At 68.6% G+C, this 12,618-nt stretch carries 14 protein-coding genes; 1 reads left to right on the forward strand and 13 read right to left on the reverse strand.

Features of this window, described 5'->3' with window-relative positions:
* The gene (gene hypF, locus VA596_RS19155; protein WP_323329022.1) at positions 1-2,151 is read left to right on the forward strand and encodes a carbamoyltransferase HypF; all 2,151 of its coding nucleotides are present in this window, start codon (positions 1-3) and stop codon (positions 2,149-2,151) included.
* Here hypF and hypB read toward each other — a convergent pair.
* From hypB to VA596_RS19220, 13 genes are read right to left on the reverse strand one after another with little or no spacing between them, the layout of a single operon-like run.
* Positions 2,108-2,803 (reverse strand): hydrogenase nickel incorporation protein HypB, encoded by a 696-nt coding sequence (gene hypB, locus VA596_RS19160; protein ID WP_323329024.1) that lies wholly within the window; start codon positions 2,801-2,803, stop codon positions 2,108-2,110. The genes hypF and hypB overlap by 44 nt on opposite strands.
* 1 nt (position 2,804) lies before the next feature.
* A complete protein-coding gene (locus tag VA596_RS19165) occupies positions 2,805-3,134 on the reverse strand; it encodes a hydrogenase maturation nickel metallochaperone HypA/HybF (RefSeq protein ID WP_323329026.1) in 330 nt (109 codons plus the stop codon).
* Positions 3,135-4,211 carry a hydrogenase expression/formation protein HypE gene (gene hypE, locus VA596_RS19170; RefSeq protein ID WP_323329720.1) on the reverse strand — a complete coding sequence of 359 codons (1,077 nt, stop codon included), beginning with the start codon at positions 4,209-4,211 and terminating at the stop codon, positions 3,135-3,137.
* Positions 4,212-4,236: 25 nt separating this feature from the next.
* Positions 4,237-5,373, reverse strand: coding sequence for a hydrogenase formation protein HypD (gene hypD / locus VA596_RS19175; RefSeq protein WP_323329028.1), 1,137 nt, complete (start codon positions 5,371-5,373; stop codon positions 4,237-4,239).
* Between the two features lie 9 nt (positions 5,374-5,382).
* Positions 5,383-5,655, reverse strand: coding sequence for a HypC/HybG/HupF family hydrogenase formation chaperone (locus VA596_RS19180; protein WP_323329030.1), 273 nt, complete (start codon positions 5,653-5,655; stop codon positions 5,383-5,385).
* A gap of 4 nt (positions 5,656-5,659) precedes the next feature.
* Entirely contained in the window at positions 5,660-6,157 is a 498-nt protein-coding gene (locus VA596_RS19185; protein ID WP_323329032.1) for a hydrogenase maturation protease, read from the reverse strand.
* Positions 6,154-7,302: a hypothetical protein gene (locus VA596_RS19190; protein ID WP_323329034.1), complete on the reverse strand. Its 1,149-nt coding sequence runs from the start codon at positions 7,300-7,302 to the stop codon at positions 6,154-6,156. Before VA596_RS19190 ends, VA596_RS19185 begins: the two co-directional genes overlap by 4 nt.
* Complete coding sequence (locus tag VA596_RS19195; protein ID WP_323329036.1) at positions 7,299-7,928, reverse strand: DUF6084 family protein; 630 nt, start codon at positions 7,926-7,928, stop codon at positions 7,299-7,301. The genes VA596_RS19190 and VA596_RS19195 overlap by 4 nt, the downstream gene beginning before the upstream one ends.
* The gene (locus VA596_RS19200; RefSeq protein ID WP_323329038.1) at positions 7,921-8,538 is read right to left on the reverse strand and encodes a DUF5947 family protein; all 618 of its coding nucleotides are present in this window, start codon (positions 8,536-8,538) and stop codon (positions 7,921-7,923) included. The genes VA596_RS19195 and VA596_RS19200 overlap by 8 nt, the downstream gene beginning before the upstream one ends.
* Complete coding sequence (locus tag VA596_RS19205) at positions 8,535-9,056, reverse strand: NifU family protein (RefSeq protein WP_323329040.1); 522 nt, start codon at positions 9,054-9,056, stop codon at positions 8,535-8,537. The genes VA596_RS19200 and VA596_RS19205 overlap by 4 nt, the downstream gene beginning before the upstream one ends.
* Positions 9,053-10,837: a nickel-dependent hydrogenase large subunit gene (locus VA596_RS19210; RefSeq protein ID WP_323329042.1), complete on the reverse strand. Its 1,785-nt coding sequence runs from the start codon at positions 10,835-10,837 to the stop codon at positions 9,053-9,055. The genes VA596_RS19205 and VA596_RS19210 overlap by 4 nt, the downstream gene beginning before the upstream one ends.
* Positions 10,838-10,866: 29 nt before the next feature.
* Entirely contained in the window at positions 10,867-11,916 is a 1,050-nt protein-coding gene (locus tag VA596_RS19215; protein WP_323329044.1) for an NADH-quinone oxidoreductase subunit B family protein, read from the reverse strand.
* Positions 11,913-12,602 (reverse strand): D-sedoheptulose-7-phosphate isomerase, encoded by a 690-nt coding sequence (locus VA596_RS19220; RefSeq protein ID WP_323329046.1) that lies wholly within the window; start codon positions 12,600-12,602, stop codon positions 11,913-11,915. The genes VA596_RS19215 and VA596_RS19220 overlap by 4 nt, the downstream gene beginning before the upstream one ends.
* Positions 12,603-12,618: the final 16 nt, after the last annotated feature.

Raw genomic sequence — 12,618 nt, forward strand, 5'->3', positions numbered from 1 at the left:
GTGCGGGTGGCTGTCCGGGTTTTCGGGGTTGTGCAGGGGGTGGGGTTTCGGCCCTTCGTGCACCAGCTTGCCTCGCGGCTCGAACTCGCCGGGTTTGTGGGAAACGACGTTCGCGGGGTTTTCGCCGAGGTTGAAGGGGAGAGCGTCGAGGCCTTTCTGGCGGCGCTCGAGGCCGAAGCGCCGCCGCTGGCTGTGGTCGACGAGGTTCAGGTCCGGGAAATCGCGGCCAAGGGTGACGTCGGGTTCGTCATCGTCGGGAGCCCGGGTGGGGGTGTTGCCGACACGCTGATCTCCGCTGACTCCGCCACCTGTGACGATTGCCTGCGTGAGCTGGGGGATCCCGCCGATCGGCGTTACCGGTATCCGTTTGTCAACTGCACCAACTGCGGGCCGCGGTTCACCATTGTCACCGGGGTTCCTTATGACCGGCCGTTCACGACCATGGCCGGGTTCGGGATGTGTGCCGCGTGCAAACGGGAGTACGACGACCACGCGAACCGGCGGTTTCACGCCCAGCCTGTTTGCTGCCCCGCCTGTGGCCCCCGGCTGCGGTTCGAGCCGGGCGACGGCGATCCTCTAACGCAAACCGTGGAGGCCCTCAAACAGGGGAAAGTCGTGGCCGTCAAAGGGCTGGGTGGCTATCACCTCGCGGTCGGGGCTCGGCATGAAGAGGCGGCTCGGAAGCTGCGTGCGCGGAAACATCGGGAGGACAAGCCCTTTGCCGTCATGGTCGCTGATTTGGGGCAGGCCAGGGAACTCGCCGAAGTCGACGAGATCGCCGCGGAAGTGCTCAGTAGTCGACAAAGGCCCATTGTCTTGCTGCCGAAGAACGGGGAGCTTGCTCAAGGCGTCGCGCCCGGGAATCGGCGGGTTGGGGTGATGCTGCCCTACACGCCGCTGCACCATCTGCTGCTCCAGGAGACCGGGCCTATCGTGCTGACCAGCGCGAACATCTCCGATGAGCCCATCGTCTACCGCGATGAGGAACTCAAGCGGCTGGGCACCATCGCTGACGCCGTGCTCACCCACGATCGCCCTATTCACATCCGGACCGACGACTCCGTCGTGCGGATAGTGCGGAACCAAGCCCAGCTGCAACGGCGTTCGCGGGGGTACGCGCCCGAGCCCGTCAGTCTGAAACACGCCACGAAACAGCACCTTCTCGGCTGTGGCGCCGAACTCAAGAACACCTTCTGTCTGGCCAAAGGCCGCCACGCGTTCGTCTCGCACCACATCGGGGACCTCGAGAACTACGAGACGCTCAAGTCCTTCACGGAGGGCATCAACCACTTCGAACGGCTTTTCGCGGTCGACCCCGTGCTCATCGCGCATGACCTGCACCCCGAGTACCTGTCCACGAAGTACGCGCTCGAGCAGGACGTCGAACTGCTGGATGTGCAGCACCACCACGCCCACATCGCCTCCTGCATGGCCGACAACCGCGAGGACGGGCCCGTGCTCGGGGTTGCCTTCGACGGGACCGGGTTCGGGCCCGACGGCACCATCTGGGGTGGCGAGTTCCTCCTCGCCGATCTCACCACCTACGAGCGCCTCACCCATCTGAAGCAGGTGAGAATGCCCGGCGGGGCTCAGGCCATCCGGCAGCCCTGGCGGATGGGTGCGTCCTATGTGGACGCTCTCGGGCGGCCCGCTCGGGAAGACGTTGTCAAGCTCATCCGCAGCGGCCTCAACTCACCGTTGACGTCCAGCGCGGGACGCCTTTTCGACGCGGCCGCGGCATTGCTCGGCGTCCGGGAGACCGTCAACTACGAAGGTCAGGCCGCCATCGAGCTGGAGCAGCTGGCCGACCCGGCCGAGATGACCGCCTACCAGGCGCGGATCGACGACGTCGTGCACGGCGAGGACCTCATCGCCGCTCTTCTGGACGACTCCAGCGGTAAGGCGACGAGGGCCGCGCGGTTCCACAACGGTGTTGCCGACGCCATTGCCCGGACCTGCGACCGGTTCCGTGAGCACAGCACCACCGTCGCGCTGTCCGGGGGCGTGTTCCAGAACGTCCTGTTGCTCGATCGGACCGTGGAACGACTGGAACGGCACGGCTTCCGGGTGCTGACCCACCGGAGGGTGCCCACCAACGACGGTGGGATCAGCTTCGGGCAGGTTGCCGTAGCCAGTCGTACCACTCGGTGAGGCCGTCGCCGCGGGTGGCGCTGACCTGCACTATCTCCGCCGTGGGGTTCACCCGGCGGACGTCTCGTTCGAACTCCGGGACGTCGAAGTCCACGTAAGGCAGCAGGTCGACCTTGTTCAGCAGCACCAGGTCCGTCGCCGCGAACATGTGCGGGTACTTCAGCGGCTTGCCCGGCCCCTCGGTCACCGAGAGGATCACCACGCGCGCCGCCTCGCCGAGGTCGAACAGCGCGGGGCAGACCAGGTTGCCGACGTTCTCGATGAACAGCGTCGAGCCGGGAGAAGGACCAAGCGAGTGCAGCGCCCGGTGCAGCATCGACGCGTCCAGGTGGCAGCCGGCGCCCGTGTTGATCTGGACGACCGGGGCGCCCGTGGCCTTGATGCGCTCGGCGTCCAGCAGCGTCTCCTGGTCACCCTCGACCACCGCGCACGGTGTGTCCAAAAAGGAGATGGTGCGCTCCAGCAACGTCGTCTTCCCGGCGCCCGGGGAGCTCATCAGGTTGATCGCGAAGACGCCGGACGCGCTCAGGTGCGCGCGGTTGTGAGCCGCCAGGTCGTCGTTCTTCGCCAGGATGTCCTGCTCCAGCACCACCGTGTGGCTCCGGTCGGTGATGCGGACGTCGGAGTCGGAACAGCCGCAGGTGTCGCACATTTCAGACCACCTCTACCGATGTGATGCGCAGTTCGCGCCCGGCCAGCACCTCGACGTTCGCGCTGGTGCACGGGCAGAGCAGGATGAAGTCGTCCAGGGTGAACTCGGCGCCGCAGTCGCGGCAGCGCGCCCGCCCGGACGGCTCGTCGATCTCCAGGCGGGCGCCGTCCAGCGACGTGCCGCTGCACAGGACGTCGAAGCAGAAGCGGACGCTGTCCGGCACCACACCGGACAGCCGGCCGATCTCCAGCCGGACGCACGACACGCTCGCCTCGCCGAGGCGGGCGACGACCGCGTCGACGACCGACTGCGTGATCGACATTTCGTGCATTCAGCAGATCCTCGGCAGCGGGTCCCCGACCAGCAGGTCCACGATCCGGGTGCCGCCGAACGCCGTGTTCAGCAGCACCAGGCCCGGCGGGTCGTCGGCGACGCGGCCGATCACCGCCGCATCCGCGCCCAGCGGGTGCGAGCGCAACGCCGCCAGCGCGTCCGACGCCTGCGCGCCGTCGACGACCACCACGATCCGGCCTTCGCACGCGACGTACAGCGGGTCGATGCCGAGCAGCTCGGACGCGCCGCGGACCTCGGTGCGGACCGGGATGGTGTTCTCGTCGACGACCACCGCGACGTCCGCCGCCTTGGCGATCTCGTTGAGGATCGTCGCGACGCCGCCGCGGGTCGCGTCCCGCATCGCGCGCACGCCCGGCACCGCGGCCAGCAGACCGGCGACCAGGTCGTGCACCGGCGCGGTGTCGGACTCCAGGTCGGCGTCGATGTCCAGCTCGCCGCGCGCCAGCATGATCGTGACGCCGTGGTCGCCGATCGGCCCGGAGACGAGGACGGCGTCTCCGGGCTTCACGGTGGCCACCCCGAGCCCGCTGCGCGTGAGGACGCCGACGCCCGCGGTGTTGATGTAGACGCCGTCGGCCTTGCCGCGCTGGACGACCTTCGTGTCGCCGGTGACGATCTGGACGCCGGCGGATTCGGCCGCCGCCTTCATCGACTCGACGATCTTCAGCAGGTCCTCGACCGGGAAGCCCTCCTCGAGGATGAACCCCGCGGTCAGGTACAGCGGCCGCGCACCGGAGACGGCGAGGTCGTTCACCGTGCCGTTGACCGCCAGGTCGCCGATGTTGCCGCCGGGGAAGAACAGCGGCGAGACGACGTAGGAGTCCGTGGTCAGCGCGAGCCGGGCGTCGCCGATGGTCAGCGTCGCCGCGTCTTCCAGGGGCTCCAGCAACGGGTTGCGGAACGCGTCGAGGAACACGGCCTCGATGAGCGTCTGCGTCGCCTTGCCGCCGGCGCCGTGGGACAGCGTGATGCGCTCCTCGCGGACCTTCGCGCGCCGGCGGCGGGCGCGGTCGATCCGGTCGAGCACCTGCTGCTCGCGGTCGGACGTCGTCATCGGCACCGGGATCGTCGAGCGCCGCTCAGACGTGCTCATGCCGGCTCGCCTCCCGGACGCGCGTGCGGCTGAACCGCCCGAAGTTGTAGTACGCCGCGCAGGCGCCCTCGGGTGAGACCATGCACGTCCCGATCGGCGTCTCCGGGGTGCACGCGGTGCCGAACACCTTGCACTCCCACGGTTTCAGCACGCCCTTGAGCACCTCGCCGCACTGGCACGCCTTCGGGTCGGCGACGCGCAGGCCGGGGATCTCGAAGATCCGCTCGGCGTCGAAGGACGCGTACTTCTCGCGGACGGCCATCGCCGAGTGCGAGATGAACCCGAGGCCGCGCCACTCGAAGTACGGCCGCAGCTCCATGACCTCGTTGATCGCCTTGAGAGCGACCATGTTCCCGTTCCACGGCACGACCCGCGAGTACTGGTTCTCCACTTCGGACCTACCGGAGGACAGCTGCACCATCAGCATGTAGATCGACTGCAGGATGTCGAGCGGTTCGAACCCGGCGACGACCACGGGCTTGCCGTAGTCGCGCGCGATGAACTCGTACGGCCGGCAGCCGATCACCGTCGAGACGTGGCCCGGGCCGATGAAGCCGTCGAGCCGCAGGTCGGGGGAGTCGAGGATGGCCTTGATCGCGGGGATGATCGTGACGTGGTTGGCGAAGACCGAGAAGTTCTCGATGCCCTCGGCGGCCGCACGCAGCAGCGTCATCGCGGTGGACGGCGTGGTCGTCTCGAAGCCGATGGCCATGAACACGACCCGCAGGTCCGGGTTCTGCCGGGCGATCTTCAGCGAGTCCAGCGGCGAGTACACCATCCGGATGTTGGTGCCCTCGGCGTTCGAGTCGAAGAAGTTCCCGCCGGAGCCGGGCACGCGCATCATGTCGCCGAACGACGTCATGAGCACGCCGGGCTGCCGCGCGATGTGGATGGCGTCGTCGACGCGGCCCATCGGGATCACGCACACCGGACAGCCGGGCCCGTGCACCAGCGTGACGCTCTCGGGCAGGTAGTCCTCCAGGCCGTGCTTGTAGATGGTGTGCGTGTGCCCGCCGCAGACCTCCATGAACTTGTACTGGCGGCCCGGCTCGCACAGCGACGTGATCTTCGCGGACAGCGCCCGCGCCTTCTCGGCGTCGCGGAACTCGTCGACGAAACGCATGACGACTCCTTATTCGATCTGGGATTCCAGCAGCGCGGCCATTTCGTCCTCGTACGCCTTGCCGATGCTTTCGAGGAAGTCCAGCGCGGCTGCCGCCTCCGCTTCGTCTATTTTGGACAGTGCGAAGCCGACGTGGATGAGGATCCAGTCGCCCGGCTTCGGCGGGTCGTCGTCGAGCAGGCCGATGTTGATGAGCCGCTTGACGCCGCTGACCGAGACTTTCGCGAGGTCCGGTCGATCCTCGCTGATCTCGATGATCTCGCCCGGAATCCCGAGGCACATGGGCTCAGACCTCCGTCTTCTGCTTGTCCGGCAGCTTCGGGCTGGCGCCCCAAGCGAGTTCCGTGACGGCGCGGACCGCGGCCGGAACAGCCGCTGTCACTTCGGGCGACAGCCCGATCCCTTCGTCGAGGCACGCGGGTTCGCAGCCGACGATCAGCACGCGCCCGGCGTCCCCGCCGAGCAGCCGCAGCAGCCGGAACACCGCCTCGGGCTGCATGCCGTGGGCGTCGATCGAGGCTGACGCCGCGAGGTCGTCGACGTCGGCTTCGATGAGCGACAGGGTGCCGGGCAGCTTCCCGTGCGGGGTGGCGTCGAGCAGGATCGTCGTGTCGTAGCCGCCCAGCAGGTCGTAGGCCAGGTGCATGCCCGCGATGCCGTAGTCGGCGATCTGCACCCACTCCGGCAGGTCGGTGCCTTCGAGCTCCTTGATGACCTCGACGCCGAAACCGTCGTCGCTCAGGAAGATGTTGCCGATGCCCGCCACCAGTACTCGTGGTCTCATTCCGCGACCTCCAGGGGCTCGATCTCGTCGGGGGAGAAGTACCGGTACCGGCCGTGGGCGTGCTGCAGGTCGGCGCCGGGGTCGTCGTCGAGGGTGACCGCGACGTGCGTGCCGCCGTCCACATCGGACAGGACGAGCCGGACGGTGGCGGCCCGCCCGGTGAGGAACATGTCCTGGGCGTCCGCGCCGCGCAGGTTCGGCCGCAGCCGCACGTGCGATCCCGCGGTGACGCGGACGCCCGCGACGGTCACCGACGGCTCGACCGGTCGTACGGACCGGACCGCGCCGTGCAGTCGTTCGAGCAGCTCGGGCGGCATCGCGTCGACCCGGTCGACGAGCGCCGCCGCGCGCGGGTCGGTGGCCCGGGCCTCGCGTTTCTCCTCGTCGGTCAGGGTCATCGTGCGCAGCGTGAGGATCTCGTCGATCTCGGTGCCGTCGAAGAGGTCACCCGGGCTTTCCGGTGCGATCGCCGGGTCGTCGTAGAGGATGATCGGCGACGCGAGGATCACCGTGCTGCGCGAGGTGTCGCCGATGAGCACCGGCCAGAGGCGTTCCTGCGTGCAGGCTTCGACGGCGGGTTTCGCCCACTCCGGCGGGTCCAGCATCGACAGGAAGTGCCCGGTGTCGACGCCGAGCACGAGGTGGGCGGCGAGCAGCGCGTGCCGGAGCGCGTGCTCGCGGACGCCGTCGGCGGGCCACGACGTCGTGTTCCGCAGTTCGACGCGTAGCCGGCTGCCGCCGAACGGCCCGTCGAGCGGGTCGACCCGGGCGGTGAGGACGCCGGACAGCTCGTTCGTGCCCTCCAGCTCGCCCGGCACGTGGAACGGCGACTCGAGCGGGAGTTCCGAAAGCGGCAGCTCGAAGTCGATCTCGTGCTCGACGGCTTCGTCCCACCCGAGCCGTGTCCGCGTCTGCAGGAACCGCAGTTTGACGTGCAGGATCGTGTGCGCGAGCGGCTCCAGCAGGCACTCGACGCGCGCCGACGCGTGCTCGCCGATGTCGGCCGAGGCGTACGACGGCGGCATCAGCACACCCCACTGCCAGCGCACCTTGTTCTTCCCGGCCGACGCGCGGTACGGGTAGAGCAGGTACCCCTCGTAGAGCACGGCGTCCCCGACCGCGCGGGCCTGTTCGAGCACGTTCACGGCTCACCGGCCAGCAGTCGGTCCATCGCCGCTTCCCACGTCGGGATCGCGTGCCGCGCCTTGTACCGGAGCAGCGCGTCCACGGTCTCCTTGGGCAGCTTGATCCACGCGACGTTCGGGAAGTAGCGCTCGACCAGCTCGTCCCACACCTTCACCGGCATCCGGTACTCGGCCTGGGCGTGCCATGGCACCTGCTCCACCCAGAACCCGGGCCCGCCCTTGCCGAACACCGTGCCGCTGAACAGCAGCACCATCGGCACGACACCCTCGGTCAGCGCGTGGAAGTACTTGCCGGCCGCGACTTCCAGGTCGTAGGTGCACGGGACTTCGGCGTCGATCTCGGTGGCGCCGGTGAAGCCGGGCACCATGACCGACACCGTCGTGAACTGGAACGGCTTCAGCGTTTCGCCCCAGCGGGAGCGGTCGCCGAAGAGGTGGGTGAGCAGCTCGGACTCGTCGTCGGCGTACCGGCGCCGCTGCGGCTCGATGCGGATCTGGACGCGCAGCACCATCGCGTGGATCGGCTGCCCGGACAGCTCGGTGATCCGCAGCTTGAACGCCAGCGTCGGCGAAGCCGCGTACTTCAGCGGCTGGACGTCGATGCAGTCGAAGGTCAGCTCAGCCATCCGCCACGACCTCACTGCGGTCCCGCAGGTTCGCGAAGAACCCGTCGATGGCCTCGTGCGCCTCGGTACCGCCGTCGAAGCCGCGCCACGTCGTCCGGACGATCCCGACCAGCTCGTAGCAGACGTCGATCGGCACCAGGAAGCACTCGAAACCCAGGTCGAGCTTGTTCAGCAGCAACGCTTCGACGTCTTCGGCGACGTCGGCGAACCCGGGGGTCTCGGCCAGCAGCTCGTCCCAGGTGCCGAGCGGCAGGAGCGACTCGGTCGCCCCCGCCGGGCTCGGGTAGAACGCGACCGTCCGGTCCTGCACCGAGTTGCGGAACAGGAACGCCGTCTTCACCGGGATCCCGGTCGACTCCCACAACGCCGTGCCGGGGCCGAACCGCGGGGCGTGCCGGAACCGCTGCGGCACCGCGCGGTGCCGCTTCCCGCCCGCCCCGCGGTGGGTGAAGAGCAGGTAGCAGCCCCGGCAGGTGCACATGATCGCCCGGGATTCGAGGTCGATCACGTGCCCGTGCTCCGTGCCGATCGGCTCGGCGCACAGCTCGCACCGTTCGCCGGGTGCGGTCCGCTGGACGGGGGTGCGGAACCGGCGCAGTCCGCCCGTCACGGGACCTCCACGGGGCAGTCGACCAGCGGCAGCAGCGGACGTCCGCCCGGGCCGGTCTGCTCGGGCACCACACCGGCCACGACGACGTCGGAGATCTCCGGCGCCGCCTCCCGCACCACCTTCTCGATGGCGTACTTCGCGGTGACGGTCGACGACGGGCAGCCGTCGCAGGTGCCCTGCAGCTGCAGCTTCAGGACGCCTTCGCTGTCGATCTCGACCAGCTCGACGTCGCCGGCGTGCGAGCCGAGGAACGGCCGGACCTTGTCGAGCGCCTCGGCGACGCGCTCGTGCGTGGACTTCGGGTGCAGGTCGTGCAGCACGAGCAGGCCCCGGACGTGGTCGTCCTCGGCCAGCCGGTCCAGCAGGGGACGGCCGGCGATCTCCACGATCCGTTCGAGGCCGGCGCCGTAGAACTCGAGCAGCGTGTGGACGAGCTCCTCGGCGATTTCGGCGTCCGGGCCGGAGAACTCGCCCAGCAGCCGCTCGATGCGTTCCCCGACCTGGCCGACGTCCGTCATGCGATCTCCCCGCCGAACGCGTGCGGGGTGTGCAGCCGTTCGACGACCTTGCCCTTGCCGGTGTACATGTGGACGCCGCAGGGCAGGCACGGGTCGAAGCTGCGGACCGCGCGCATGATGTCGATGCCCTTGAAGTTCTCCTGCGTGTTCTCCTCGAAGATCGGCGTGTTCTGCACGGCGTCCTCGTACGGCCCCGGCGTGCCGAAGTTGTCGCGGACACTGCCGTTCCACGGGGTCGGCGGGTACGGGTGGTAGTTCGCGATCTTGCCGCCCTTGATCACCATGTGGTGCGACAGCACGCCGCGCACCGCTTCGGTGAAGCCGCAGCTCACGCCCTCGTCCGGGACCTTGAACGGCTCCCACGTCTTCGTGTTGCCCTTGCGGACCTCACCGAGGGCCTGTTCGGCGAAGTGCAGCGCCATCGCGGCCGAGTACGCCTGGAAGTACGTCCGGGCGCGGTTGCGCTCGAGCGCGTTGCTCCACTGCGGGATCTTCCACTCGAAGCTGACCTCGGGCTTGGTCGCCGTGCGCGGCAGGTTGATCGTCACGCTGTGCCCGGTCGACTTGACGTACGGCGTGTCGACGAGCCCGGCGAGCGCGGTCACCCACAGGCGCGCGATCGGGCCGCCGCCGGTGTCAAGGGCCAGGTGGTCCTTTCCGTCGAACCAGCGCGGCGACATCGTCCACGAGTACTTGCTGTCGAAGTCGCGCTTGGCCGGGCGCGGGATCGTGTGCTGGTTCCACGGGTGGCGCTGGTCGACCGGGTTGCCCAGCGGGTCCTGCGTGACGAACATCGGCTGGTCGGCCCAGTCCTCGTAGAACGAGCTGCCGAGCAGGATCCGGATGCCGAGGTTGATGTCGAGCAGGCTGGTGGTGACGAGCTTGCCGTCGACGACGACGCCGGGCGTGACGAACATCTTCCGGCCCCAGGACTCCATGTTCTCGTAGCTGAAGTCGCAGTGCTCCGGGTCGTTCAGGCTGCCCCAGCAGCCGAGCAGGATCCGGCGCCGGCCGACCTCTTCGTACCCGGGGATGGCTTCGTAGAAGAAGTCGAACAGGTCGTCGTGCATCGGCAGGCAGCGCTTCATGAACTCGACGTAGCGCATGAGCCGGGTCAGGTAGTCGGTGAACAGCTGCACGGTGGCGACCGTGCCGACGCCGCCCGGGTACAAAGTGGACGGATGGACGTGCCTGCCCTCCATCAGGCAGAACATCTCGCGCGTGCTGCGGGAGACCTGCAGCGCCTCCCGGTAGAACTCGCCCTCCAGCGGGTTCAGCGAGCGCATGATGTCGCCGATGGTCTTGTACCCGTGGTCACGCGCGTGCGGCGCCTCGGTGCGGTTGGCCTGCTCCAGGACACCGGGGTTGGTCTCGGCGACCATCTTCTCGCAGTAGTCCACCCCGACCAGGTTCTCCTGGAAGATGTTGTGGTCGAACATGTACTCGGCGGCCTCGCCGAGGTTGAGGATCCACTCGCCCAGGTGCGGCGGGCGGACGCCGTAGGCCATGTTCTGGGCGTACACCGAGCACGTCGCGTGGTTGTCGCCGCAGATCCCGCAGATCCGGCTGGTGATGAAGTGCGCGTCGCGCGGGTCCTTGCCCTTCATGAAGATGCTGTACCCGCGGAAGACCGACGACGTGCTGTGGCACTCGACGACGCGCTTGGCCGCCCAGTCGATCTTCGTGTAGATCCCGAGGCTGCCGACGATCCGGGTGATCGGGTCCCAGGCCATCTCGACGAGGTCGGTCCGGCCCTTGGTGCTGACGCCCTTGTCCGTCATCTTCACTCCTTTGAAGTGTTACGGCCCTTTCAGCGCCATGAGGACTTGTAGCCGGTGTCGAGCTTCCTGCCCGTGTGCCGCCACTTGGGCTCCTTGTCGAGCTTGCGTTCGGTGATCTGCCGCAGCCGCCGGATCACCGACCCGTACGCGCCGCTGGCCAGCGACGACACGTGCGCCCCCGGGGGTTCGTCCATGAACGGCATGAACTTGTCCGGGAAGCCGGGCATCGTGCAGCCGATGCAGATGCCGCCGACGTTCGGGCAGCCGCCGACGCCGTTGATCCAGCCGCGCTTGGGCACGTTGCACTTGACGACCGGGCCCCAGCAGCCCAGCTTCACCAGGCACTTGGGGGAGTCGTAGGTGTCGGCGAACTGCCCCTGCTCGTAGTAACCGCCGCGGTCGCAGCCTTCGTGCACGGTCGCGCCGAAGAGCCACTGCGGCCGCAGGTGGTCGTCGAGCGGGATCATCGGCGCCTGGCCGGCGGCCTGGTACAGCAGGTAGGTGATGGTCTCGGACAGGTTGTCCGGGTGGGTCGGGCAGCCGGGCACGCAGACGATCGGGATGCCGGCGCCGGACTTCCAGTCCCAGCCCAGGTAGTCCGGCACGCCCATGGCGCCGGTCGGGTTGCCCTCCATCGCGTGGATGCCGCCGTAGGTGGCGCAGGTGCCGACGGCCAGCACGGCCAGCGCCTTGGGCGTCAGCCGGTCCAGCCACTCGCTGGTCGTCATCGGCTGGCCGGTCTCGGGGTTGTTCCCGAAGCCGCACCAATAGCCCTCTTCCTTGATCGCTTCGTTCGGGATCGACCCCTCGACGACCAGGACGAACGGGTCCAGCTCGCCGCGGTCGGCCTTGTGGAACCACTCGATGAACGTGTCGGCGCCCGTCTCGGGGCCGCACTCGAAGTCGATCAACGGCCAGTGGACCGCGATCTTGGGCAGGCCGGGCAGGGCGCCGAGGACGATCTCCTCGATGCTCGGTTGCGTGGCGGCGGTCAGCGCGACGGAGTCGCCGTCGCACGACAGGCCGGCGTTGATCCAGAGGATGTGGATGGGCTTCTCTTCTTGCTGGGCGTGCGTCACGGCTGATCAACCCCAAGCTCGTCGAGCGCACCGAGGGTGAGTTCCCACAGCGCGTGGTAAAGGGTCGTCTGGGCTTCCTGGATGCGGTGCACGGAAGGCGACGGGACGACGAAGAGGTGGTCGACGCTGTCGAGCTCGGCCATCTTCCCCCCGTCGTAACCGGAGATGCCGACGGTCACCATGCCGCGCCGGGCGGCTTCGTCGAAGGCGCGCAACAGGTTCGCGGAGTTCCCGCTGGTGGACAGGCCCACCGCGATGTCGCCGGCCCGCCCGAACGCGGCCAGCTGCCGGGCGAACACGACGTCGAACCCGATGTCGTTGGACAGGGCGGTCACCACCGCGATGTCGTTCGTCAGCCCGAACGCGGGCAGGGGACGGGCGTCCCCCGCCGGGCTGAGGAACAGGCTCGCGAGGTCTTGGGCGTCGGTCGAGCTGCCACCGTTGCCGAACGCGAGCAGCCGGCCGCCGCCGGCGAACGCGCGGGCGACGTCCTGTGCGCAGGCGAAAAGGCGCTCGCGGTCGGCCGCCAGCACCCTCGCCCGCAGGGCGACGATCTCGTGCACCTTGTCCACAGTGGACTTTTCGACCTGATCGAGGACGGCGTCGACGTCACTGGTTCCCGCGTACAGGAACGGGTACAGCGCTTCGAGACCGTCCGCGCCCACGGGGGTGTGTTCCCGCGTCATGGCGCGTCAACTCCTC

Source organism: Amycolatopsis heterodermiae (genome assembly GCF_034929455.1).
GTDB classification, from domain to species: Bacteria; Actinomycetota; Actinomycetes; order Mycobacteriales; family Pseudonocardiaceae; genus Amycolatopsis; species Amycolatopsis heterodermiae.

Excerpts from the sequence above, each read along its gene's own strand:
- hypB (WP_323329024.1), bottom strand. The coding sequence starts at position 2,803 with ATGTGCGACACCTGCGGCTGTTCCGACTCCGACGTCCGCATCACCGAC.
- VA596_RS19165 (WP_323329026.1), bottom strand. The coding sequence starts at position 3,134 with ATGCACGAAATGTCGATCACGCAGTCGGTCGTCGACGCGGTCGTCGCC.
- hypE (WP_323329720.1), bottom strand. The coding sequence starts at position 4,211 with ATGACGACGTCCGACCGCGAGCAGCAGGTGCTCGACCGGATCGACCGC.
- hypD (WP_323329028.1), bottom strand. The coding sequence starts at position 5,373 with ATGCGTTTCGTCGACGAGTTCCGCGACGCCGAGAAGGCGCGGGCGCTG.
- VA596_RS19180 (WP_323329030.1), bottom strand. The coding sequence starts at position 5,655 with ATGTGCCTCGGGATTCCGGGCGAGATCATCGAGATCAGCGAGGATCGA.
- VA596_RS19185 (WP_323329032.1), bottom strand. The coding sequence starts at position 6,157 with ATGAGACCACGAGTACTGGTGGCGGGCATCGGCAACATCTTCCTGAGC.
- VA596_RS19195 (WP_323329036.1), bottom strand. The coding sequence starts at position 7,928 with ATGGCTGAGCTGACCTTCGACTGCATCGACGTCCAGCCGCTGAAGTAC.
- VA596_RS19205 (WP_323329040.1), bottom strand. The coding sequence starts at position 9,056 with ATGACGGACGTCGGCCAGGTCGGGGAACGCATCGAGCGGCTGCTGGGC.
- VA596_RS19210 (WP_323329042.1), bottom strand. The coding sequence starts at position 10,837 with ATGACGGACAAGGGCGTCAGCACCAAGGGCCGGACCGACCTCGTCGAG.
- VA596_RS19220 (WP_323329046.1), bottom strand. The coding sequence starts at position 12,602 with ATGACGCGGGAACACACCCCCGTGGGCGCGGACGGTCTCGAAGCGCTG.